The following is a 25,564-nucleotide window of genomic DNA, read 5'->3' on the forward strand; positions in this document are numbered from 1 at the left end:
TTTTTATTTGTCCTGATACAGGTGGCTATAGCTATATAATTACTTTCTATATCAATTGTCTGTTGAGCCTATGACGCGCTTTGCCAATCAACTAGCTCAAGCAAAACAACAACTCTCTGAATATACCTTTGTTGAGCTTGTTTATCAGGGTTCCCGAACTATAGTTTATCGGGCGGTAGAGAGTGTTACCCAGCAGCCTGTAGTTATTAAGATCTTAGCTCAGGAATATCCCACATTTAGTGAGTTAGTGCAGTTTCGCAATCAATACACGGTCGCGAAAAACTTACCTATTGTAGGCTTTATTCGCCATCTACAACTATTACACTGTGGTAATGGCTACGCATTAGTCATGGAGGACTTTGGGGGGATTTCCTTAAGTCAATACTATCAACATCATTCGCTCACTATCAGAGAAATTCTTGATATCGCGATCCAACTTGCTGATATTTGCCACGAACTTTATCAACATCGGGTGATTCACAAAGATATTAAACCTGCGAATATTTTGATTCACCCAAAATCCAAGCAAGTTAAGCTGATAGACTTTAGCCTTGCTTCGCTGCTGCCAAAAGAGACTCAAGTACTCCAAAGTCCGAAACACCTAGAAGGAACTCTGGCTTATCTGGCTCCAGAACAAACGGGGCGGATGAACAGAGGGCTTGACTATCGGGCTGACTTTTACGCTCTAGGTGTAACACTATATCAACTGCTGACTGGACAACTTCCTTTTACCAGCGAAGATCCTCTGGAATTGCTCCATAGCCATATAGCTCAAATTCCTGCGGTGGTAAATGAGGTCAACCCTAATGTTCCTGTGATGGTTGCGGCGATCGTGGCAAAACTGATGGCAAAGAATGCTGAAGATCGTTATCAAAGTGCGATTATTCTCAAGCATGATTTGGAACTATGCTTAGTTCAATGGCAAGAAACGGGCGCAGTTGTTGAATTTGGACTAGGACAGAGAGATTTAAGCGATCGCTTCCTCATTCCCGAAAAACTTTACGGACGTGAAGCTGAAGTTCACACCCTACTATCAGCCTTTGATCGGGTATCTCAGGGAACATCAGAACTGATGCTAGTGGCGGGTTATTCAGGGGTAGGTAAAACTGCCGTAGTTAATGAGGTACATAAACCGATCGCACGTCAACGGGGCTACTTTATCAAAGGCAAGTTCGATCAGTTTAATCGCAGCATTCCCTTTTCAGCTTTTGTGCAAGCCTTTCGCGACCTAGTTGGGCAACTGCTCAGTGAGAGTGATATACAGCTACAAACTTGGAAGACGCAGATTTTAGAAACTTTGGGGGAAAATGCTCAAGTTATTGTTGAACTGATTCCAGCTTTAGAACGCATCATCGGCGCTCAGCCTCCCGCACCAGAATTATCGGGAACTGCTGCTCAGAATCGGTTTAACTTACTGTTCCAACGGTTTATTCAGGTGTTTACTACCGCCGAGCATCCATTAGTGATCTTTGTCGATGACTTGCAATGGGCAGATTCGGCATCCTTAAACTTGATTCAAGTGCTAATGGCTGATGTGCAGACAGGCTATTTGCTATTGCTAGGAGCCTATCGTGATAATGAAGTCTCTCCTGCTCACCCTCTGATGTTAAGCCTTGATGAGATGCAAAAAATCGAGGTTCCCATCCATACGATTACGCTTCAACCTCTCAGCTTTGCTAGTCTTAATCACCTGATTGCCGATACGCTACATGCCCGAGAATCGCTAGCTTATCCCCTCACAGAACTGGTTATGCAAAAGACTCAAGGTAATCCCTTCTTCGCTACTCAGTTCCTAAAGACATTGTATCAAGAGCAACTGATTACATTTGACCACGATGCCGATCACTGGCAATGCGATATGGTGAAAGTTCGAGAATCGGCTTTGACTGATGATGTGGTCAAGTTTATGGCTTTACAGTTACAGAAATTGCCAGAATCGACCAAAGAGATGTTAAAGTTAGCGGCTTGTATTGGAGCGCAATTTGATTTAACTACGCTGGCAATTGTTGCGGAGCAATCCCAAACGGAAGTGGCGACAGCATTATGGCGAGCTTTGCAGGATGGCTTGATTCTTCCACAAAGCATTCTTTATAAGTTCTATTTAGGAGATTTAGGAGGACTAGGAGAGTCAGATGCGAAACAACTTGAACCAAATGAAATCCTCAATTATCGATTCCTGCACGATCGCGTTCAACAAGCTGCATACTCGCTTATTCCTGATACTCTAAAGCAAACAATGCACTTGAAAATAGGGCAGCAATTATTGCAGGCAACTCCTCTGGCAGAAAGAGAGGAAAAACTATTAGATATCATTAATCAATTCAATCAGGGTGCAGAATCAATCAGATCTTCCCATGAGCGCCACGAACTAGTAACACTCAATTTGGCAGCCGCAAAAAAAGTTAAAGCATCAACGGCTTATCAGGCTGCTATGGATTATCTAACCAAAGGCATTCAATTATTGCCTGACGATAGTTGGCAACAAAGCTACGAAATGACGTTAGAACTCTACGAACTAGCCACCGAAGTAGCCTGTTTGAGTGGAGATTTCTCTCAAATGGAAGTTTTTGCTCATGTTGTATTCCAGCATGCTCGACAGTTGTTGGATAAGGTGAAAGTTTACGAAGCCAAAATTTTAGCCTATGTAGCTCAAAGCCAGCAACTAAAAGCCATTGAAACTGCACTCTCTGTCTTGGAATTATTGGACGTGACATTTCCCAAAGAACCCACACAGATAGAAATTGATCAAAGCTTGGACGAAACTCAATCAATGTTGGCAGGAAACCAACTAGAAAAATTACTGGGGCTGCCAGAAATGGTTGATCCCAAAGCACTTGCCGCAATCCGAATTTTGGCATCAATGACGGCAGGTGTCTACGTAGCAGTACCTACTCTTTTACCATTGGTTGTTTTCAAACAAGTGCAACTATCAGTCCAGTATGGAAACACATCGGTGTCAGCCTCGGCTTATGCTTGGTATGGGTTGGTTTTGTGTGGCGTGATGGGGGCTATTGAGGAGGGTAATGAGGCAGCAGAAATGGCCTTGGCACTTCTATCGGGGCTTAAAAATAATGAATTTAAAGCCAGTACTTATAACTTAATCTATCCGTTTATAAAACCTTGGAAATATCATCTTCAGGGTTCCTTAAAGCCTCTAGTTGAGGGATACCATAACGGATTAGATAACGGAGCATTGGAATATGCTGGCTACTGTGCTTGGAATTACTGCTACTTGTCCTTTTTCTTCGGTAAAGAACTTGCGGCGTTGGAACAGGAAATGATGGTATATGGTCAAGCCTTGGGGCAGCTTAAACAAGTAGCACACAACTATGTCAGGATTTTTTGCCAATCTGTTTTGAATTTGCGCGGGCAGAGCGAATGCCCTTGGCTGATTCAGGGTACGGTGTATCAAGAAGACAGAATTCTATCACAGAAAAAAGTTGATGACTTGTATGAGCTGGCTGTGCTGTATATCAGCAAGCTGATCCTTTGTTACCTTTTCCAACAGTGGCAAGAAGCTCAAGATGCAGCAAACTGCACCAAACAATACCTAGCGGCGGCATCAGGCTCTTTCAAAGTTGCAGTATTCCATTTTTATGATTCCCTGACTCAGTTAGCTCTGATGTCAGAAAAACAGGGCTTAGAAAGAGAACAATTGCTCCAACGAGTTGAAGAAAATCAAGACAAGTTGCAAAATTGGGCAGTACATGCTCCCATGAATTTTCTGCATAAGTGGCTGTTGGTAGAAGCGGAAAAATTCCGAGTCTTGGGACAGAAAATAGATGCGATAGAGTCATATGACCAAGCCATCGCTGGCGCAAGGAAAAACGGCTATATTCAAGAAGAAGCGATCGCGAATGAACTGGCTGCTAAATTCTATATTGACTGGGGCAAAGAAAAGATCGCCACAAGTTATATGCAAGAAGCTTATTATTGCTATTATCGCTGGGGTACTAAAGCTAAAATTGATGATTTAGAGCAGCGCTATCCTGAACTGCTACATTCCATTTTGCACCCATCATCGGTTTCAGGGGAAGTTTTAAATATGCTGATGGCGGTTGCTGCGCCTACAATATCGGTGCATTCTAGCACTGGCAAAAACTATAGCAGTCTTAACCAAAGCATTGATTTTGCCAGTATTCTCAAAGCCTCCCAAGCACTTTCTAGTACGATTCACCTAGATGAGCTACTGCATCAACTGACTCAGATTATTTTGCAAAATTCAGGGAGCGATTGCTGTGCGTTAATACTTCCTAATTTCTCTGGAGAATGGCAAGTACGAGCGATCGCCACACCACATAGCATTGCTCTATGCAACAGACTCCTTGAGAATGATTGCAACTTCCCCATCAAATTGATTCAGTATGTCAAAAATACCCAAGAAGTCTTGGTGATTGACAATCTTGACACCGATCTGCCGATTATCGATCCATATCTCGAACAGCAACGTCCCAAAAGTATTCTCTGTCTACCATTACTGCACCAAGGACAGTTGGCGGGTATCATGTACGTTAGCAATCGATCAACTCAGGGGGTTTTTACCAAAGATCGCATTCTCATTCTCAACTTTCTTTGTACACAAGCCGCGATCTCTCTAGAAAATGCTCGACTCTATCAGCAATCTCAGGTCTATGCAGAGCAGTTAGAGCATTCTCTAGCGGAACTAAAACAACTTGAATCTGAACAAAAAAGGCTCATAGATGTTCTCGAAACAACACCCGATTATATTGGTGTCGCCAATGCCAAGGGAGAAATTATCTGGCACAATAAGCCACTCCGAGCATTGCGCCAAGACTTAACTGTTCACAAAGATATTTCAGAATGTCATCCAGCCTGGGTTAATGAAATCATCTTGAATCAAGCTTTGCCAACGGCGATCGCGCAAGGAAGTTGGACAGGAGAACTGGCTCTCCTAGACAATAAGGGGCAAGAAATTCCAGTTTCTCAAGTGATTATCGCCCATAAGAATGCTGCGGGAGAAGTCAAACATTTCTCGACGATCATGCGCGATATCAGCGAATTGAAAAAGACAGAAAAATCTTTAAAACTGACGCAATTTGCTGTCAATAAAACCGCTATGGGAATTTTCTGGATTCGCGAGGATGGTCTAGTTCTGGATACTAACGAAGCTGCTTGTTCTCGCCTTGGCTATGGTCAAGATGAATTACAGGGGCGTTATATTTGGGATATTGATGCGTACCTCCAACCCCAAGAATGGCCACGTTACTGGCAAGATCTAACTCAAAAAAAATATGTGAGATTTGAAACTTATCACCAACATAAAGATGGCAAAATTTTCCCTGTGGAAATTACGAGTAATTATCTAGAATCCGAAGGACAAGGATTTGCCTTTGCCCAAGCCCAAGATATTAGCGATCGCAAAAACTATGAAGAACACCTTGAACGCACCAATGCAGAACTGATTCGCGCCACCCGCCTGAAGGATGAGTTTCTTGCTACCATGAGCCATGAACTCCGTACGCCCCTCAATGCCATTTTGGGAATGACAGAGGGTTTACAAGAAGAAATTTTTGGAGATATTAATCCTAAGCAGCTTAAGGCTCTGAACACGATTAATCAGAGTGGTACTCACCTCCTCAATCTGATCAACGATATTCTGGATCTTTCCAAAATTACAGCAGATAAACTCGAGCTTACCCTAGCATCTACAAATATCGTCCAGCTTTGTTATGCCAGCTTGCAAATGCTCCAACCACAGGCTCAGAAAAAGCAGATTCAGTTTCAAACTAGTCTTCCTAATCAACTGCCATCTCTGCTGATGGATACCAATCGGATTAAGCAAGTTCTTATCAATCTGTTGAGCAATGCTGTCAAATTTACACCAGATGGTGGGCAGGTTTCTCTCTATGTTGATGGACAACCTTTACCAGATCCAACGACCAATTCTCCCCAAGGCTTTCTGCGTATTACTATCAAGGATACTGGTATTGGCATTTTGCCTGAGGATATTGAAAAAATTTTCCAACCCTTTATCCAAATAGACAGTGCGCTCAATCGCAGGTACGAAGGGACGGGTTTAGGTTTGGCACTGGTGAAAAAAATTGTCGAACTTCACAACGGCTTTGTAAAGGTTAATAGTGAAGTTGGTGTTGGTAGTTGTTTTATCGTAAATCTACCTTGGCTGACAGAAACACCCTCTCCAGTTGAGAAGATGTTAGCTTTAGACTCACAATCAGATCAAACAGAACTTCAACTATCTGCTCCATTAGTTCTATTAGTTGAGGATGATGCGGCAAATGTGATGACCATCTCAACATATCTTGAGGCAAAAGGCTACCGTCTAGCTTTTGCAGAAAATGGTCAAGAGGCGATCGCTTTGGTTCAATCACTCCGCCCTAAGGTCATCTTAATGGATATTCAAATGCCTATTATGGATGGTATCGAAGCGACCAAGCGGATTCGTCAAGACCTAGGGCTTGTAGATATTCCCATTATTGCTTTGACTGCTTTAGCGATGAAAGATGATCATGAGCGTTGCTTAAAAGCTGGAGCTAATGAGTACCTCAGCAAACCTGTGAGACTAAGTCTTCTAACAGAAATGATTCAAAAGTACGTGTGAGCGCTAACTTGAAATCAAGTAGTGGACTGTTTCATCTAAATTGATGTAATAGAAAACTTGGTAAAGTCAGTCTTGACAAATTTTTGACAGATCGCCTATTGCACTATTTTAGATGAAACAGTCCACTACGCGATCGCTCTACAAGATAGACTGAGATTGCACTAAGACTACAACTTTGCCAAGTATAGATTCTAAATAAACCAAGGTGTTCTTTCTAAAACTGGATGTAAATGGAAATGATTTCCTTGTCTGAGAAAAGCGGATGTCAAATATGCTATATCTCCTGCATATTTAGTTGTAATAGGCTCACCACATAATGAATCAGTAGATCCCCAATTAAGTTTAGTTAAACTCAATATTTGTGCAGCTATTGCTCTCAAATCTGGAGGAGTATTAGGAGATCCATCAGGGTACTCAGATCTTACATTGATTTCAAGCATAACAGGTGTACCAAGAGCTTTACGGTAAGGATTATACCCAGTCGTTGAAAGATAGATTTGGTTGGGGGATGTAATTACATAGCTGCCTCGACTTAAACTTCCATCAGTTTCTGCACGGTTATCATAGAGTCTGACATTATGGTGTGAGTTTATCCATATAAATGAATATTTACCCTGTGGTCTGATTTTTCGAGCGGCTTCAAGAATTGCTGTTTTATCATCTCTTGAAAACTTAGCAGAATAATGAAAATAGATGCTTGGAGTTTCAGATATTGAAAGCCGATTCAAGGTCTGTTCAATTAACAAACTAAAATACTGAAGCTTTTCACCATAAGGAAAAGTATCTATGTTTCCAGAGTAAAATTGCCATCTACCATATTGATCAAAAACGTTCGCATATCCCATTAGACGATCAAAATTGTCTCGTCTACTTTGTGTATATGAAAGACCAACAAAAAAATCAGCATCTGGTATAGCTCCTGGTAAAACCCAAGGTGTAATCCCACACTTAGAAACTATATTTAATGCCAAATTAAGATCTTTCCAATCAGGGTTCAGTAGTGTTGGGGTATCTAACATTTGACAAGGAATTCCTTTCTCAAGTAGAAACCTTTTAACAGAATAGTATGGAGACTGTTCATCATCCATAGCGTAGGAGCCTTCTGGGATATGGATAAGAAATATTCGGCTAAGTCTATCATCTCCAATCCATTCAGGATGCTCATCAAGCATTCTTCTACATTCATTTAGAGTATCTTCAACTGAGACAGGTGTGACAACTGAAGAGTAAGTAAATCGAGTTCCAAATGTACGCTCTGAACCCCGATATTTATATTTCCCAGTTTTAAGACGCTCAATTAGATTAGCCATCCTACTACGTAATTCTGAACTACAAACAGGAATAATTTCAACTTTTTTTTCTGCATTGCTATAAGCTCCAAACTTTGTAATACCATCACGAATATCTTTAGATTCACGGCGATGACTAAATTCAACTTCTGGCTCTGGGATGCTACGAACCTGCAAACCACTAAAGGAATTGTTTTGTCTATGTAAAGCTGTGGACTCGGATTTTAAGTGACACCAAAATCCATTTACTTTTAATGGAAATATTTCTTTGGCTATATCCACTGCTGTTGCTAGACTTTTTTCAGCCCGAATTTTTGAAGAATTTGGCTCTAGAGACAAACTATGTTCTTTGATTGCCCTAGATAAATCAAATCTAATATTGTTTTGTTTGAGCATATGCTCAATTTGAGTTCTTGATAGATTAGGAATAACCTTATTACTTGCAATCTTAACTTCTTGATTAAAATCAAATAAATGCACAGTTGTCCATTCGGCATCAAAAGAAATGATCTTTCCACGCTCCCAACCATCCCACCTGACAACTGCTGTTTTACCAATTAAATCATCTGAAGAAAAATAAGAAAGAATATCTTTGACAGTTTTAATGTTCTTAACTTCTAATGTATAATCAATACATAAATAATAACTTTTTGAGTATTGACGTAACTGAAATATATAAGCAGGATAAAATCTAATAAATTTATCAACTGAAGTAGATAAAGGAATGTAGATTCTCTGACGATGAGCGATTAATCTACTGAACTTAAAGCTGTCTATATACCAGTCATGACTGGAGAGAGAGTCTTTTAGATTAGCCATAATATCTCTATATCGATCAGAAACATCGTCTAAACTAAAAGTCTCGTCACTATCAGATATAAAAGTCACAGGAAATAGATTTGAGAATTCAGTAGATTCGGATATTGCTGATAATCGAAGATTAGCTTCTCTTTCCAAAACATTATTAAATAAAATAACAGATGTCTGAGATTCTCTCATCCTATATGTCGGTGCAGGCAAATTTAGGCGTTTCATCTCATCTCTCATACGCCTTGTTCCCTCACTGAGTGCCTTAACGAACTCCGCTCCGCGCTCATCACGCATCATCTTTAGCCATTCTATAAGTTTTGGATTTCGAGGCGAAGAATCAAGTCGAGTAGTTTCTAAAGAGAATTCTTCAGGAACATCTTTGTTCCGCTGCTGAAGTCGTCCTGAATTTCTTACAACGAAAGCATTTCTATAAGATTCGCATTCAATTGGTAAACCTATTGCATAATCACGATGAGCTACTGCATTAACAATAGCTTCATCAATTGCATCATAAGGATACTCTGGTTCCTCAATAAAACCTCCATTAGGTTTTCTTTTTTGATAAAGTTTAAAGAATCCTGATTCCTTAAAAAAAGTTCTTAAATCTCTTATTTGCTTGGTAATTGACCCTGTAAATTTTCTGTCAAAAGTGGGTAAGCCTCTATCCTGAGTATTTTCAACATCTGTCTCGAATCTAAGTAGTCGAATATAACAAGCAGCTAGAACTCTCTGAGGGTTTGCTCCAAAAAAAAGTAGCCCAGCATTTGTAAAAGTATATCCTGAGCTACTTCTATTGATTGCACCCAAATCATAGAGAATCTTTTCGTCGGTATCATCATCATAAGAAGCGTCTAATAAATATGCTTTGCGAAATTCTTGGAAAGCCGCGCGATCTAAATCTCTAGAATCATAGTCACAACAATCCGCTTGCTCGTAGTCTACAACTCCTTTGTCTCTACGTAGTTGTTCTATCTGTAAGTCACTGAGTTCAATATTTTGTGAGCCTTGTCTTTTCCAGACACGAGGGCGATTACCCACAGTTTGGCAGATTCGTCTCGATGTATATGGCACATAAACTAAGCAAATAAAATCTTGAGTACCACTATCATTAGTACATTCAAAAAACTTGGCTTGAGCAGCTTGATCGGATAATAAGGCATTAAACCCTGTTAATGTACTTCTCTGATTATCTGACAAATGGTTAAGTCCTTTAACTTCACCATGTTTAGAAATACCAATAACTAAGAGACTTCCCGATTTATTTGTATTGGCAAATGCAGATACACATTCTTTAATGCTATCCATTGCCTTATTTAAGTCATTATCCCTAAAAACTTGACCTAATTTAGCCCGCCCAGCTTCTTTTCGGTCAAAGAACTGCCCCTCAAACTTAGTATCGTCTGAGGCAATTAGAAAATCCCAATATCCTAAAGGATGCTCAAAAACGTCTCTGGGGTCAGGCATTGGCAAATTGTAATTATGAGTTTATGCTATCTCAAGTTTAGCTTTAATAACTCAGGTTTTCTTTCTTAAATATACTGATTCTGTCTATTCAAAAGAAAAATAGAGCTATTTAGTTGGTATAAAATATAGCTAACCTTCAGTTTTCTTGCTACTAAGTTTCTGGGTCAAGCCTTCACCTACTAGAGATAAACCGATCGCCATAAAAGTAATCGCCAAACCAGGGAAAATCGTTGTCCACCAGATATTTTCACCAGTCGAGAGTGCGTCGAGAGCTTGCTTGAGATCGTGACCCCATTCAGGGACATCTTCGGGAATGCCTAAACCTAAAAAGCCTAAACCAGCCAGAGTTAAAATCGCATCGGCGGCGTTGAGGGTGAAAATGGCGGGTAAGCTTTGGATTACATTAGGCGCGAGATATTTCATTAAGATTGTTTTTGTATCCGCACCGATCGCTTGGGCAGCTTCGATATAAACCTCGGTTTTGGTACTGACAGTTTGGTTGCGAATCACCCGAAAATATTGGGGAATATAGGCAACACTGAGGGCGATCGCTGCATTCCAGACACCAGCACCGACCACAAAGGCGATCGTTAGCGAGAGCAATAGACTTGGCAAGGTGTAGAGAGCATCCATGAGGAATACTAAACCGCGATCCAACCATCCGCCTTTGTAGCCGCTTAGCATTCCCAAGGGTACGCCGATCGCTAAGCTAATTACCGTTGAGGCGATCGTCACTTGCCATGCCACACCAGCACCAGCGATCGTTCTTGTAAATACATCATGCCCCTGCAAATCTGTGCCAAACCAATGTTGAGCAGAGGGTGGCTCATGGATACCATTGCTGAGAAATTCACTAGGATCTGTTAATACCCCTACGGCTTGTAGGAGCGGTGCGAGAATCGCCATCAGCAAAAAGACAACGCTAATCACGACACCAATAGACATTAATCGTTGCGATACTGACTGCTTAGGCGATTTCATAGGGGACAAATTTGGAGTTTGGCAAATATTAACTAAAAACTGAATAAAAACCAATTTATCGGTTCCCTGACTAAGGTGGGAAACCGATAAATTGGTTTTCCTTGATTTGTACTATACCGCGATCGCTAAATCTAGCTAAAATAAGCTTCTGGGATCGTAGGTAAAAATTATGGATGTAATTCCCGCAATTGATATTTTAGATGGACGCTGTGTCAGGCTCTATCAAGGGGATTATCAACAGTCAGAAGTATTTGGTGAAGACCCTGTAGAGGTTGCCCAACGCTGGTACAGTCAAGGCGCTAAGTATTTGCATGTAGTTGATTTAGATGGTGCAAAGCAAGGAAAGCCCCAAAATTTGAAGGTAATCGAAGCGATCGCCCGTTCCATCCCGATGCGGGTGCAGATGGGCGGTGGCTTACGCGATCGCGAAAGTATTTTATCGGTGTTGCACTCAGGCGTAAGTCGGGTGATTTTGGGAACAGCCGCAGTCGAGAATTCCCAACTAATTGCCGATATTTGCGCGGAATTTCCTGAACAAATCATGATTGGGATTGATGCCCGTAATGGCAAGGTAGCGACGAGAGGCTGGCTGGAAACATCGGAAGTAATCGCTGTGGATCTAGCCAAACGCTTGACTTCTGTGGGTATCGCAGGAATTATTTACACGGATATTCATCGTGACGGTACGATGCAGGGACCAAATATCGAAGCTTTGCGTCAACTTGCCGAAAATGTCGATGTTCCTGTGATTGCGTCAGGTGGTGTTAGCTCGATTACGGATTTACTGAATCTGCTCTCACTAGAGTCAGTTGGTGTGACAGGGGCGATCGTTGGTAAAGCGATTTATACAGGCGATATTCAACTTAAAGAAGCAATTCGGGCTGTGGGTAACGGACGTTGGCAAGATGTGATCGATGGATCGGCGATCGCCTAATTAAAAGGAGTCGCGAAGCGACTCCTTTTATAGTTATAGCTACAGTCACTTTTATTAACGTGAGTTCGATATAGCCATTTGCGGCGTGCGAAGCACGCCGCAAATGGCAAAAAATGGTAAGAATCGCTTAGCGATTCTTACCATTTTTTGCCTTCGTCGAACTTACGTTTTATTAGGAAAAATCAAAACCCAAGAATTGATTGGCGGCGCTCCGCGCCGCCAATCAATTCTTTATTTGGCGATAGCTATAATTAGCGGGGCAAGATGAAATGCGCCCAGACATCGCCATCGACACCGCACATGTCGCGCATGTAGATGTAGGGATATCGCAAACCCTTTCCTTCAGTTTGGCTGTAACCTGTGAGGGCGTTGCCATAGGGATCATGGACAATATAGCCCTGTTCATCAAAGCCAATAATGCAAATGATATGTCCGCCGTGGGTAAAGTAGCCACCGATTACAACGGGACGATTTTCGATGAGTTCTTGTTTGATTTGTGCCCATGTGCGAGTTGTACTAAAGCCGCCACCAAAGCCATAGGCTTGATAGAGCTTTTGCATAACTGAATTATCGGTACGCGCCTGTCTACCGTAGCGATCGATGATCCATTGATACAGCTCATCCTCTAGTTGTTGGCGCGGATTGCGCGATCGCCTGCCATGAAAAGCTAACACCATCGCGATCGAAGTAACATTGCAGGTGACAAAAGGATCGCGAGGATTATCTAATTGCGAAAAATAGGGCACACCTAAAACCTTGCGCTTGGGCGTAAACTCGATCGCCTTATTCCCTTGCCTGAGATTGACATGTCCCGCAAATACAAAGCCAGACTTTCCTAGCGGTGGTACATCTTCATTTAAGGTGACTTGAAAATGGATGTCGGTAAGACTATAGCTATCGACTCCAAAAACATCGCCTGCGGTGAGAGGTGCTAACTCACTAGCTGCTAACTGGCGCGAATCGATCGGGCGTTTTTTGAATACCGTATTTTGTCTGATAGTCAGAGTTTTCATGTCTGGGTCAAAGGCGATCGCTTTGCCATTTTTGGTAATGCTGACATGTCGCTCAAAGAAAAAGCCCACATCCCCAAGGGGTGGAACCTCTGAGGTAAACTTCACCCGAAAATGACCATTAACCGCAGCATAGCCACTAATCGGGTAGGTCGTACCCGCCTTGACCATGATTTTTTGTGAATTGGAGAGTCTACTGGCATCCTGTGAAGATGCTTTCAAAAAAGTGTCAGTGATCACTGTGGCGATCGCCCCTTTTATTTGAATATTGCTAACATCAGCAGGATTAGAAAAATCAAGGGATTCGCCTAGTTTTGATAATTCGACATGGGGTAGAAAAAAGTAACCATCCTGTCCAACGGGGGCTAGCGGTTGGGCTAGTTTGACTCGAATATGGTTATCCGCGATCGTGTAGTTCCCATCTAACAAAAACTTTGTGCCTGCTTTTACTTCAGCTTTTTGAGTAAAGGGTAAAGTTTGTGAAGCTGCTGTAGAAATCTTGAAAATCGTGTCTTGCTTGACTGTGAGTGTAATTGGTGCAAGCAAATCTACATGAAGAGCGTAGAAATAACCAAACTCCCCGACAGGGGCGATCGGCTGCTTTAGCAAAACCTTAATATGTCCATCAACAGCGCCATAACGCAGGACTTCAAAGGTTTGCCCAGCTAGCACTTCGACCTTAGCATTGGGTGGTAAGGTCGAAGAATCCGCAGGTGAGGTTTTGAAGAGAGTTCCTTGCTTGGTGACCAGTGAAATTGTTGGTAGTTTGACTAAAATGTTGACGATTAGCTCCGTTAAAAGCTGATTGTTTGCGCCGATAGCCCGCACCCGCAAAAATGTTGCTGAGGCATTGGGCAAACCCGCCGCAATTTTTGCCTGCCAAGTACCCATCGTGGGGTTAAGTTGCACGGCAACTGTAGCCTCGTTGGGTAAGGTGACCAGAATCTGTAAAACTTGAGAAAAATCTGCTGTTCCTGCGATCGCTATTTCACGATTAATCTCGATTTCATTGGGTGCTTGGGTAACGGCGATCGCCGCCTTAACTACAACATCAACAGGTAAATCAACAGGTGAATTATTAGAAGCGTCTGTCATTGTTGTTCACTGTTTACTACTGTCTTTATTATCCAACAGCACTTCGCGCTCAAACCCAAACCAAGAAAATTTTTGAAAGTGTTGCTTTGCAACACTTTCAAAAATTTTCTTGTGGTTCGTTTGATCTGTAATTGCTGTAAGTTAAAGCCATTTTAGTTAAGCCCTAAAAAGTAAAGGCGGTGCATCGCGCCGCCTTTACTTTTTAGGTTTTGTCTCCCCTTTGCATGAGAAAATAGCACAAACGTCTCTAGAATTAACTAGATAAGAGTATTGTTATGGGCTTTGCTGATTATTCGATCGCTGAGATCGCGGAAGACTACAAACTCACCCTTGAGTCTGTTTTTAAATTATGCGATCGTCTTGGGATCGCATACCAAGATGCCGAAACCAAACTCGCTTTGGAAGACGCAAAAGCCGTAATCATGGCATCCGAAGCCCAAAATTCTAAAATCTCTTCCAAAAATCCCTAAAAAATCTAAAGAGTAATCGCGATCGCAAAATCGCAATAAATCTTTGAGATTAGGTTAAATTCTTTTAGATAAACTTAGATAAATTAAGTTATGTCCGTAATTATGAACAAAAATTCTTTTAAATATTTAGCGGTGGCGATCGCATTCGTAATGCTAGCCTTCCAGCTTTTTACTTCTAGCGTCAGTGCTGCCGACATTCCCATCGAACTACGTACAGTTCCCCTTAACGAAACTACCAATATTGTCTTGACTCAAAAAGACATTTCTAAGGGTAAGAAATTATTCTCTAATGCCTGTGCTACCTGTCACCTTGGCGGCGCAACTTTTACCAATCCTAACGTCAATCTTTCGCCCGAATCCTTGGCTGGTGCTTATCCAGTGCGTAACAATGTCCTTGGTTTGGTAGATTTCATGAAGAAGCCTACCACCTATGATGGTGTTACTGAAATCTATGATGTTCACCCTAGCCTCAAGAGTACTGATATTTTCCCCACCATGCGTGGTCTTACCGACAATGACCTCAAGCTAATTGCAGGTTATATCCTCTACGAACCTAAGGTTAAAGGTATCGGCTGGGGCGGCGGCAAGGTATATTATTAAACTAGAAATCTGTGCTTTTAGTCGAGTCACAGTTTAGTTTCAAAAAGCTGATGCTCTTAGCTTTTCTCTACGTGTTTTAGTTGCTTTAGTTCGAGTCGAGTCGAATTAGTGCAGGTCAAGTTGAATTTTAGTCGGTAGTTAATTATGAATATTTCTTCCTTTGCGAAAAAGCTAGGTCTAGCGATCGCTAGCCTTTTGTTTGTTGTTGGTAGCCTTTTCATCACCGCTTCTCCTGCGTCGGCTGATACAGTCACCGTGAAGATGGGTTCTGATGGTGGTCAACTAGTATTTGAACCTAAAGTAGTCACAATCAAGGTTGGCGATACTGTCAAATGGGTTAACAACAAGGCTTTCCCTCACAACATCGTATTTGATGGTCATGAAGAACTTTCTCACAAGAAGTTAGCTCAAAAGCCTAAGGCTGAGCTAGAGTCTACCTTCAATGAAGCTGGTGAGTTCTCTTACTACTGCTCTCCTCACCGTGGTGCTGGTATGGCAGGCAAAGTGGTTGTCCAATAGTTCAATTAATAACTGAGCTTATTTGACAAAAAAGAGGAGCAAACATTGTTTGCTCCTCTTTTTTTGTTGGAGTTTATTTGTACAGCGATCGCTTTGAGGTAATTGATGAGGATGGATCATCATCCTATCTAAATGTCATAATTATCAAAGATAGCTTTCCAAAAAATTTCATTCAGCATGAGTAACTGTCTTTGTCTTGCTTGCGATCGTTCAAACTCAATAACAACCAAGTTTTGTAGTCAATGCGGCGCGAAGTTGCAAATTCAAGAGCGTTATCGCGCTTTGAAGGTAATTGGTCAGGGGGGATTTGGTAAAACTTTTTTGGCTCAGGATGAGTCGAAGCCATCACAGCCTCGTTGTGTGATTAAGCAGTTTGCTTTTGAGACGATCAATCCTAATGCGAGTCAAGGGACTTTGGATGTCGCAGTCAGGTTATTTGAGCAGGAGGCAAAGCGGCTTGATGATTTGGGTAAGCATCCGCAAATTCCTGAACTTCTATCTTTCACAATCCATGAGGGTAAGCAGTATCTCATCCAAGAGTTTATCGATGGTGAGACTTTAGAGCAGGAACTATCGCGAGTTGGTGCTTTTAGTGAGCAGCAGGTGCGGGATGTGTTGGTGGAGGTGCTGCAAATCTTGGAGTTTGTGCATGGCAAGTCGGTAATTCATCGCGATATTTCGCCAGACAATATCATTCGGCGGCGCAGTGATCAAAAGTTGGTGCTGGTAGATTTTGGGGCGGCAAAGCACGCAACGGCGACGTTATTGGCAAAGACGGGGACGGGCATCGGAAAGCCGAGTTATGGCGCTCCTGAGCAAATGTTGGGTAAGTCGGTATTTCAGAGCGATTTGTTTGGGTTGGGTGTGACTTGTTTACATTTGCTCACGAATGTGGAACCGTTTACGCTCTATGACGTTTTGGAAAATGAATATCAATGGCGACAGTTTTTGAATGGGAAGGTGGTGAGTGATGAGTTTGGGAAGTTGTTGGATCGGCTTACTGCTTATAGGGTCAAGGAAAGACCAAGTTCAGTTATGGAGATTTTACAAGAGTTGCGTATTGGGCAAAAAACATCAAATACAGTCAGTACTTCTTCTGTTTATAGTTTTAAAGGGGAAGATTTACAGGTAGAACATGGAGTTTCAATACCTTCAGCTATACCGAATAAACAAGCAACAAAAACAACATCTTCTAATAATCCTGTTTCAAATCAGAATGTCGCTAAATCCCCAGTTGAGTTGCGATCAGATAAAAATGTCGATTACAGTGAATTAGAATTTCTATTAAAACAGAAAGATTGGGAAGCCGCAAACGAGCTCACAACTGAAATTATCCTAGAAATTACAGAAAGAGAACAAGAACGTTGGATTACCAATGTAAATATGAATAACTTTCCACATACTGATCTTTTGACGATTGATCAACTATGGCTTTATTACAGTGCAAGAAAGTTTGGATTTAGCTGTCAAGTAAAAGTATGGTTTGAGTGCGGTGGAGAGATTGAAGAGTATGACAAAAAAGCTTATCATCTTTTTCTTACAAGGATTGGTTGGTATGATCCCAAAAAGTTAATTGCTAAAGAAGTAACTTATGATCAATTTATGAATAAAACGAATAATGCTAAAAATGCGCCATATGCAAGCTTACCTAATTTATTCTATGACATAAGAACTTCTAATAGTATTGGAATATTATCTTCTTTAGCTCAAAAAGTTCTCGAAAAACCCTCTTCTCTCCAATAAATCTCTACTCATCTAAATAAATGTTTCTAAATCAAGTTCTCACAAGGTTACATCTAAGCCCGTAGCATCTCCAAAATCTGAATCGATCACTAATAACAAAGGTTGCGTGATTGTGATACTAATTGCTTTGTTGTTATTGACTGTTGTGTAAATCCTGCTCCCTATAATTATCGGAATATGGGTATTGAAATTAACAATTTATGCTAGTGACAAGGGCAAATAAGATGTTCGCAAATAACTCAATATCTACGAATTAGATTTAAGAAAAATCTTCAACACTATAAACTTGTCTATAACATTGATCTTTCTGCAATTTGTTGTGAGATGTTACACAGTTTTTTGTCAAGTTTACGCTCTTTCTATCAAAACTTTTTAAATCACTCCAATAGCTATTTTCGTGCATGACTAATAAGTATTTAGGGCTTATCGGATAAGCAACTTGTACTCCATAAGAATCGATACCAAAGCCATGATTTTGATAAGGTTTAATAACTATCGGGTTGTCTGAAGTCAATAGTGGTATAGAGGTAGAGTTAATCCCAAATAACCATATATGGTTTGCAAAAATTTTTGTGATATTTGAGTTGAGACCTTTATCAAGAATGTCCACAATAAGAAATAAGTGTTGAGCATTAGCATCTTTTTCTACACTAAATCTAATTAAGTCATTAAAATCAATTGATTGATTGGGATTTACTGGCTCAGGAATTGAAAAATCTAAACATCCTTGTTTTTTAGTCGAAGACTCGTCAAGTTTAGATTTAAGATCGCTTATATCTTGGAGCGTATTTTGAATTTTCTGCCTCTGATTCATTGTTCTACCTAACTGTAAAGCTAGAAAGAATGAAAAATGAGATTTAAGCTCTTGATCTATTACTTCATTAGAATATGCATATCTCTCTATATTTTCAAGACGGGTTATCATCTCATTCAAAAAATTACTAAATTTGGTTTCGTATTTAGACAACTCTTTTTCTATAACTTGAGATTTTTCTTTTTCTTTTTCTTTATATTCTTCAGACAAAAACTCTACTGGAAAGTCATTGAAATAGGTAAGGTTAGCAATGTTTTTGACATTAGTCTGGTAAGACTTTTGTGTATCTTTATCCATAACAAATATTTGCTCTTGATGGTTAGCAAAATTTTTCAAATAGCAACGAGGAACAAAATGTTGTTGTTTTACAGCCATACTAATCCCAAAAAATAGTGTTAATTGTCTACAAGAAAGTATGTCACGTTATACATATAGTAAAAAAGTGAAATACTTTTTTGTCGTGATTAGATATAGACTATTTCGCCAACTTTAATGCTTGCTATTACTTCCTTAATTCTTGGCACTAAAGGCTTGAGAGTTTCTAATCGATTATTTGGTGCAGATAAAACAATCACAGCTAAATCAATTTTAGTGAGGTTTTGTTGTGCTGACAGATTATTATCAATCGTAATAAACACATCAAATTCACCCGCCGCAAGCCTCAGTAATTCACCGTTCTTCTTGCTTGCCCATCCTTGCTCTGGCACAGTCACGATAGTATGACCATCAGATATTTCTCGTTTAAGCTTTTTTGGCAAGCACTCATCAAGCAGCACTTTCATAATCATGCGCCAAGTAATACTTAATTGACAGATTTAAAAACTTTACTACTTTTTCTTTCTGCACAGTTGGAAAGTCTTCTAAAAATTCTTCCAGAGAGTCGCCTGCTTCCAGATAATCAACCAAATTCTTTACAGGAACCCTAGTTCCCTTAAATACAGGTATTCCAGAGAGAATTTCAGGATCTCTTACAATTAATTGATTTTCCATTTTGTTGCCTCAATGTTTGATCTCTCATAATTTAGATCTTACAACGAAAATATGAAATCATAAAATTCATGATTCTTTAGGATTTATTTCTTAGCGATCACCTTTTTCGGGGAGAGATTTGCGATCACGGCGCAAATGCAAAACCCCTGCATTTGGGATATGGGCGAGAGGCTTGAATAGATAGATAACATTCATACTCTATATTTGTTGAGGTAAAATTGGAGAGTCTAAATCAAGGCATACAAAAAATGTCTAAATCCATGACTCAGATTGTCACTTTAGAAAATGTCTTAGAGCTAGCAAAACAGCTTTCACTAGTTGATAAAGTTAATTTGATTGCCCAAGTAACTCCTGAGATACAGAGAGAATTAACTGCCGTGAAAACTAAACCTCGTCAATCCTTGCGAGGTTTATGGCGTGGAGCAAATATTAGCGATCGCGATATCGCTGAAGTAAGACAAGAAATGTGGGCAAATTTTCCATCTAGCAGCTACAGCTTTTCATCTGGGACTAACACTCATTAGTTGCGATCACCGAATGCCTCTTGCTGGAATTCATTTAATCGTAATGACCACCGATCGCAAATATATAAACGTACTTATCATCGAATTTATAGATGAGTCGATCTTTCTGAGAAAGCCTTCTCGACCATAAGCCCGAAAGATTATGCTTTAACGGCTCTGGTTTCCCTATTCCCTTAGCAGGATCATCCCTTAGTAACTCTTTGATGATTTTACAAAGGTTTTTGTGAAGGTTCTTATCTTTCTGCCTGAGTTCCTCATAAGCCTCCCATGTATCACCCTAAACTAAGTATCTCATCCATCTCTTCCTTGCTAGGCTGATAACCTTGACGTTGTTCATGGGTTACCCTAGAACGAGATATCTGGTTTATCAGAACATCATTTTGTAAAACAAACAAAGTTTCCTGATGTTGTTCCCAATCCTCAGAACTAATTGCTGTAAAACCCGACTGCTTAGCAAACTGCCAAATTTGCATAAATTTAATCAACGAGGCTTCAGGTGCTTGCTCAATTTCGCGAATTAATTGCTCTTTGATCGTCATACATTTGCCCTCCTTGCTTTTTAAGCATAGCTTATAAATTTTTGCAGATCTATACATCTAGCGATCGCCTAGTCAAAATCTCACACCTAAAAAACTCTAGAGGTAGCGATCGCGATAACATGAAAAAAGCCATGTTATGTAAAGTCAAGTTAGAAATTAAGTTATGTCGAATATTTGGGAGTTAGATTTTTATTCCCGTCCCTTACTGGATAGCAATAATAAAAAAGTTTGGGAATTGCTGATCTGCGATCGCGATCGCCAGTTTGAATGGGTACGCGAATGCCCCTCCACAGAAGTCAACTCCGAATGGTTAGCCAAGCAACTCACCGATTGCGTAAATAGCACAGGACAAACTCCGATTAAGATCCGCTTTTTCCGTCCCAGCATGACGAATATTATTATGCGTGGTTGTAAGCTGGCAGGTATAACTGGACAAGCATCACGGCGAGTATTTACGATGTCAGCTTGGTTAGAGGAGAGAATGGCGAGCATTTATCCTAATCGTGATGGATTTCAAGCTGTTGATCCTAATCCTTTGCCATTAAAAGTATTAGCAGCCCAAGCCCCCAAACCTGTTCCTGATGCGCTGATGGGTGAGCGGTGGATCTTGGTATCGCTGAAGGCAGGTGATTTCGCAGATGCGAAGGAATGGTCGATGGACTTTAGCGAACTGCTGGATATCAGCCATCTTGATCCTGATACCATCATTTCAGGAATTATTATTATTTCGGCAAGGGCAACGGCTTTGGCGGCTTGGATGTCGGGTGTTGATCCTGTATTTATTAAGTTTGAGCGCAACTTACTAGGCGATCGCACACAAATGCAATTGGAAGCAAGTGCTGATGCACAATGGGTTTTGGCAAATTTGCAAGCACCTAAGGATAAAGAAGCGATCGCCCAAGGAGCCTCCTTTGAGAAGGCTAAACAAAATTCTCAGGGATTTCATTTCTTAGCTGTACAAAAAAATCCTGATGAAGAACATTTTGCGGGATTTTGGATGCTAAAAGAGGTGATTTAGACTGTAAAATCAGAAAAGCCTGATAGTTTTACAGGGTATTACATGAAAGGCAATTGGCTATTTCAGAGGGGAATTGCTAAATTTATTATTCTGAATCTGTTAGTAGCAATTGCCTATACTTATGGGGTAAGGATCAGTCATGACTTTGCAACTTTGCCTGGTACAGTTGCTTCAGTGTGGTTTCCTTCGGGGATGACATTAGCCCTAGTTTATTTATTAGGCGATCGCGTCATTTTAGGAATTATTGGTGGCTCTACCTATGCCCTGACATCAGGTTTACTAAAAATCTCATCATTATCGATTTTTAATCTCGTATTAATTCTGATTGCTTGTGCTTGTGGAAATGTTCTACAGCCCATGATTGCCACTTATCTAATTAAAAGGTTTTCACCCCACAAACAGATCTTTAGTCATGTGAATACAGTTGTCCTATATATTATGGCAGCAGTTTTTGCACCAACTATATCGGCATCCTTTGGGATTACTAGTCTCTGCGTAACAGGTATCATCCCATGGACGAGTTATGGCATTAGCTGGATGACTTGGTGGCTCGGTAGTGCGCTGCCACATTTAATCTTTACCCCGACTATATTGCTATGGCAAAACCTTTCTTACAAAGAGATCTGGCATAAATCTTGGGAGATAGGATTAGGGCTGAGTATATTTTTAGGTGTTAGCTGGATTGCTTTTGTGAGTGGCTATCCCTTAGCTTATCTATTTCTGCCAATTCTGATTTGGACAGTGTTTCGGTATGGTAGTTTTTTTGCAAGTTTATTAGTGAGCATAGTTTCCCTAATTGCAATTTTAGCTACGGCAAAAAATCATGGACTCTATATTCCCAATGAACCCAATGCATCTTTATTGCTACTGCAATCTTTTATGGCGGTGCTAGCCTTAACATCGTTAATTCTTTCTGCGGTAATCGATGAGAAAAATGCAGCACAGACCTCTCTTAAACAAGCAATGGAAAATCTTGAATTGCAAGTAATTGAGAGAACTACAGAATTACAACGCAGTGAAGCTCTTCTCAAACAAGCAAATTTAGAGCTAGAAAAATTGGTGAATATTGATGGGCTGACCCAAGTTGGCAACCGTCGCTGTTTTGACGATCGCCTGAAAATGGAATGGGAAAGACTCAGACGAGATGTACAACCAATCTCTTTGATCTTATTTGATATTGATTATTTCAAACTCTATAACGATCTCTATGGACATCAAATGGGTGATGATTGTCTAACGACGATCGCGCAAACAGCCAAAAAAGTATTATCTCGTCCTGCTGATTTAGTTACACGCTATGGAGGTGAGGAGTTTGCAGTCATTTTACCCAATACTGATACTCAAGGAGCGTTCATAGTTTCAGAGCAGATTCGGATTGCGATTGCAAATTTGGGGTTTGCTCACCAAAATTCGGATAACAACGATATAGTTACGGTTAGTCTTGGCGTGGCTAGTATGTTACCAAGTCTGAATCAAGAGCGTTCAGTACTGATTAAGCAAGCTGATATCGCGCTTTATCGTGCTAAACAGCAGGGGCGAAATCAATCTGTAGTTTTCTCTGATGGCGATTAGCACTCAAGCCCAAATTAGATCATTTGAAAGTCTTGCGAAGCAAGACTTTCAAATGATCGGAAATAGCTGTAAATCTAGGATTATGTGGTGATTTGCCCTGCCGATACTAAAACCCTAACCTCGTAAATTGCTATGTCACATCTTCGCCAAAACGTGATCACTAAAGACTGGGTGATTTTTGCCACAGAGAGATCGAAGCGTCCCCATGAATTTGTGCGATCGCATGATGATCTTCCTCCAGAATTGCCGAGTTATAAACATAGCTGTCCTTTTTGTAAGGGCAATGAAAATCCATCGGAAACTGAATATTTTCGTGTAGAAGATGAACGTGGTTGGCGAGTACGGATTATCCCGAATAAATATCCTGCGCTTTCTCCTATTGGCGATCGCATTCGGCATAGCGAAGGTATTCATCGCTCGATTACAGGTGTGGGCTATCACGAAGTCTTGATTGAACATCCTGATCATAATGCGACGATCGCCTTAATGGATATTAGTGATGTGATCAATATCCTCAGAGCGTATCGTCAGCGCTATAACGCTATTAGTGAAGATAAGCGCATTGAGAGCATCATCATTTTTAAAAATCATGGTGAGAGTGCAGGGACATCTTTAGAGCATCCCCATTCACAAATTACGGCTACGCCTGTTGTGCCTTCACAGATTCGCTATCGAATGGTCGAAGCAACTAGTTATTTTGATGATATGGGTGAATGTTTATTCTGCTATACCCTCCGAGATGAGTTAAAGGCAAAAGAGCGAATTGTTTTAGAAACAGAACATTTTGTCACGTTTATCCCCTATGCGGCGCTTTCTCCTTTCCATCTGTGGGTATTTCCTCGAAAACATGTTTCCTGCTTTGGCGATATTACTGACACTGAATTATTGGATCTTGCCTATAGTCTAAAAACAGTTCTAGCGAAGCTCTATTATGGTTTAAACAATCCTTCGTACAATTATACAATTCGCTCTATGCCCACCGATGAGCGGCAATCTGACTATTTCCATTGGTATCTAGCGATCGTGCCACGAGTAACTAAGGCAGCAGGTTTTGAGCTAGGTAGTGGCATGTATATTAATCCAGCGATGCCAGAGGATAGCGCTAAATTTTTACGAGAGATCGATGTGTCTTCTCGAATTTAAAAACCTTTGCTCTCTGCTTAGAGCGTGCTTGATAATTGGAACGCTGAGATAGGGCTTGGAGACCAAGCCCCTACCTTTAAAAACATGTAGGGATTTGGTCTCCAAATCCTCTTTTAAGATGATATAGAAAAATCATGACGAGCTTTGTTCTACGTAACATCAGTTATCTAAAACCGAAAAGAGAAATAGCGGCGCGAAGCGCCGCTATTTCTCTTTTCGGTTTTAGAATTTGATTTGATAGTTGGTAATACCTGTATTTCTGGCTACGGTCAAAATTGCAGTCGATGGACGCTGTGCTAGATAATCAACAATTTGTTTTGCATCGCTGATCGGTGCGCCATTTAAACCAACAAGCCGATCGCCTCGTTTTAAACCCATGAGACTAGCCAGAGAGTTAGGACGCACTTCATAAACAGTGAGGCTCGCTGGATTGAGAATTACTCCTAGTTGAGGACGTTCTGCTAATGGTGCAGTCTGTGCTGTAGTTTGTGGTGCGGTTTGTGCCGAGGCGATCGCTGGAGCTGTGGTTTGGGGCGATAGGGCAGGTGCTGGTTTCGTCTGAGAACTAGGCAGACTGGCTACAGTATTGGGTTTGATGATGGCGGCGCTACGGGTGAGAAATTCTTTGGCAATGGGGGCGCTTGTGGCAAAGCCAATTCCTGTATTGGATCGTCCATCGGGGCTGAGAATTGCTTTATTCACCCCAATCATTTCACCGCGAGAGTTGAGCAATGGTCCCCCAGAGTTCCCAGGATTAAGTCTGGCATCGGTTTGTAGATCGCCATTGGTTGCGACACGGCTGAGAATGCCTGTGGTGAGCGTGCCTGACAATCCAAAGGGACTACCGATCGCAAATACTTTTTGACCGACAAGAATGTTTTCGCGATCAGCAAATGATAGAGCAGGAAAGCGATCGCTAGAGTTAATCCGCACTAAAGCCAAATCATTTTTGCGATCGATGGTGAGAACCTGTCCGTTATAGGTTTTTCCTTCAGTATTAATAATTTTGACCAGCCCATTTTTTGCGTCACGAATGACATGCTCATTGGTAATGACTAAGCCTTCAGGGGTAATGATGCTGCCTGAGCCAGTGCTATTCGCGGTTTTGATGGTTACTACCGCAGGATTTGCTGACCGATAGACTTCCATTGTGATTTTTTCTTCAGGCTCAAAATCATTGGGTGCGGCGGATACTGCCGCGACTTTGCCAAAGCTGGGGATGCTGACTAGGAAGGCGGTTATTACGCTCAAGGCGATCGCTCTGGTTTTCATTGGCTTCTCTGCTGTCTGTATAATTCCTGTTCTGGCAATTTTGACGAGGGCGGCGATCGCACAGTTCCGATGAATGTTTAAGCCATTTGTCGCAATTTGGTTTGCATTCACAACTGATGTTACGTGGAACTCAGTGTATAAATTCCTTGCTACTAGCACAGCAGGGCAACCACGGGGGGATTGCCCCTACCTGAATA

General features: G+C 41.1%; 18 protein-coding genes and 1 pseudogene. 10 read left to right on the plus strand and 9 right to left on the minus strand.

What is annotated here, in order from left to right; genetic code table 11:
• The first annotated feature begins 70 nt into the window (after nt 1–70).
• Nucleotides 71–6,580 (plus strand): AAA family ATPase, encoded by a 6,510-nt coding sequence (locus ABM313_RS19540; RefSeq protein ID WP_434684831.1) that lies wholly within the window; start codon nt 71–73, stop codon nt 6,578–6,580.
• 191 nt (nt 6,581–6,771) lie between these two features.
• Here the strand turns inward: ABM313_RS19540 and ABM313_RS19545 are convergent, their stop codons facing one another.
• Together ABM313_RS19545 and ABM313_RS19550 are read right to left on the minus strand one after the other, a co-directional pair.
• A complete protein-coding gene (locus ABM313_RS19545; protein ID WP_434684833.1) occupies nt 6,772–10,143 on the minus strand; it encodes an RNA-binding domain-containing protein in 3,372 nt (1,123 codons plus the stop codon).
• Between the two features lie 129 nt (nt 10,144–10,272).
• Complete coding sequence (locus tag ABM313_RS19550) at nt 10,273–11,124, minus strand: ABC transporter permease (protein WP_434684834.1); 852 nt, start codon at nt 11,122–11,124, stop codon at nt 10,273–10,275.
• Between the two features lie 169 nt (nt 11,125–11,293).
• Here ABM313_RS19550 and hisA point away from each other — a divergent pair, with 169 nt between their 5' ends.
• On the plus strand, nt 11,294–12,058 hold the full coding sequence (gene hisA / locus ABM313_RS19555) for a 1-(5-phosphoribosyl)-5-[(5-phosphoribosylamino)methylideneamino]imidazole-4-carboxamide isomerase (RefSeq protein ID WP_434684835.1): 765 nt from the start codon (nt 11,294–11,296) through the stop codon (nt 12,056–12,058).
• Between the two features lie 251 nt (nt 12,059–12,309).
• Here the strand turns inward: hisA and ABM313_RS19560 are convergent, their stop codons facing one another.
• The gene (locus ABM313_RS19560; protein ID WP_434684836.1) at nt 12,310–14,163 is read right to left on the minus strand and encodes a C39 family peptidase; all 1,854 of its coding nucleotides are present in this window, start codon (nt 14,161–14,163) and stop codon (nt 12,310–12,312) included.
• A 275-nt stretch (nt 14,164–14,438) separates the two neighbouring features.
• Here ABM313_RS19560 and ABM313_RS19565 point away from each other — a divergent pair, with 275 nt between their 5' ends.
• From ABM313_RS19565 to ABM313_RS19580, 4 genes are all read left to right on the plus strand, one after another.
• A complete protein-coding gene (locus tag ABM313_RS19565; RefSeq protein WP_281007127.1) occupies nt 14,439–14,633 on the plus strand; it encodes a translation initiation factor IF-2 in 195 nt (64 codons plus the stop codon).
• Between the two features lie 90 nt (nt 14,634–14,723).
• Nucleotides 14,724–15,233, plus strand: coding sequence for a photosystem II cytochrome c-550 (gene psbV, locus ABM313_RS19570; protein ID WP_434684837.1), 510 nt, complete (start codon nt 14,724–14,726; stop codon nt 15,231–15,233).
• 144 nt (nt 15,234–15,377) lie between these two features.
• Nucleotides 15,378–15,752, plus strand: a complete 375-nt coding sequence (gene petE, locus ABM313_RS19575; RefSeq protein WP_434684838.1) for a plastocyanin — start codon at nt 15,378–15,380, stop codon at nt 15,750–15,752.
• A gap of 177 nt (nt 15,753–15,929) precedes the next feature.
• Nucleotides 15,930–17,495 carry a protein kinase domain-containing protein gene (locus ABM313_RS19580; RefSeq protein WP_434684839.1) on the plus strand — a complete coding sequence of 522 codons (1,566 nt, stop codon included), beginning with the start codon at nt 15,930–15,932 and terminating at the stop codon, nt 17,493–17,495.
• 259 nt (nt 17,496–17,754) lie between these two features.
• Here the strand turns inward: ABM313_RS19580 and ABM313_RS19585 are convergent, their stop codons facing one another.
• From ABM313_RS19585 to ABM313_RS19595, 3 genes are all read right to left on the minus strand, one after another.
• Complete coding sequence (locus ABM313_RS19585; protein ID WP_434684840.1) at nt 17,755–18,684, minus strand: DUF4238 domain-containing protein; 930 nt, start codon at nt 18,682–18,684, stop codon at nt 17,755–17,757.
• Between the two features lie 89 nt (nt 18,685–18,773).
• Entirely contained in the window at nt 18,774–19,091 is a 318-nt protein-coding gene (locus ABM313_RS19590; protein ID WP_434684841.1) for a DUF5615 family PIN-like protein, read from the minus strand.
• Nucleotides 19,075–19,299 (minus strand): DUF433 domain-containing protein, encoded by a 225-nt coding sequence (locus ABM313_RS19595; RefSeq protein ID WP_434684842.1) that lies wholly within the window; start codon nt 19,297–19,299, stop codon nt 19,075–19,077. The genes ABM313_RS19590 and ABM313_RS19595 overlap by 17 nt, the downstream gene beginning before the upstream one ends.
• Nucleotides 19,300–19,559: 260 nt before the next feature.
• Between ABM313_RS19595 and ABM313_RS19600 the strand changes: the two genes are divergently transcribed.
• A complete protein-coding gene (locus tag ABM313_RS19600; RefSeq protein ID WP_434684843.1) occupies nt 19,560–19,823 on the plus strand; it encodes a hypothetical protein in 264 nt (87 codons plus the stop codon).
• A 34-nt stretch (nt 19,824–19,857) separates the two neighbouring features.
• On the opposite strand, the pseudogene ABM313_RS19605 reads toward ABM313_RS19600, so the two are convergent.
• Nucleotides 19,858–20,100, minus strand: a pseudogene (locus ABM313_RS19605) (Txe/YoeB family addiction module toxin); the annotation flags it as partial.
• Complete coding sequence (locus ABM313_RS19610; RefSeq protein WP_434684844.1) at nt 20,096–20,362, minus strand: hypothetical protein; 267 nt, start codon at nt 20,360–20,362, stop codon at nt 20,096–20,098. The gene ABM313_RS19610 and the pseudogene ABM313_RS19605, both read right to left, overlap by 5 nt.
• A 163-nt stretch (nt 20,363–20,525) precedes the next feature.
• Here ABM313_RS19610 and ABM313_RS19615 point away from each other — a divergent pair, with 163 nt between their 5' ends.
• The 3 genes from ABM313_RS19615 (at nt 20,526) to galT (ending at nt 24,095) form a co-directional block, all read left to right on the plus strand.
• Nucleotides 20,526–21,380, plus strand: a complete 855-nt coding sequence (locus tag ABM313_RS19615) for a Tab2/Atab2 family RNA-binding protein (RefSeq protein ID WP_434684845.1) — start codon at nt 20,526–20,528, stop codon at nt 21,378–21,380.
• A 42-nt stretch (nt 21,381–21,422) separates the two neighbouring features.
• Complete coding sequence (locus ABM313_RS19620) at nt 21,423–22,952, plus strand: MASE1 domain-containing protein (protein WP_434684846.1); 1,530 nt, start codon at nt 21,423–21,425, stop codon at nt 22,950–22,952.
• 132 nt (nt 22,953–23,084) lie between these two features.
• The gene (gene galT / locus ABM313_RS19625) at nt 23,085–24,095 is read left to right on the plus strand and encodes a galactose-1-phosphate uridylyltransferase (protein ID WP_434684847.1); all 1,011 of its coding nucleotides are present in this window, start codon (nt 23,085–23,087) and stop codon (nt 24,093–24,095) included.
• A 222-nt stretch (nt 24,096–24,317) separates the two neighbouring features.
• Here the strand turns inward: galT and ABM313_RS19630 are convergent, their stop codons facing one another.
• The gene (locus ABM313_RS19630) at nt 24,318–25,478 is read right to left on the minus strand and encodes a S1C family serine protease (RefSeq protein WP_434684848.1); all 1,161 of its coding nucleotides are present in this window, start codon (nt 25,476–25,478) and stop codon (nt 24,318–24,320) included.
• Nucleotides 25,479–25,564: the final 86 nt, after the last annotated feature.

Origin of the sequence: Pseudanabaena minima str. Chao 2107, assembly GCF_051131155.1 — a bacterium.
GTDB lineage: Bacteria > Cyanobacteriota > Cyanobacteriia > Pseudanabaenales > Pseudanabaenaceae > Pseudanabaena > Pseudanabaena minima.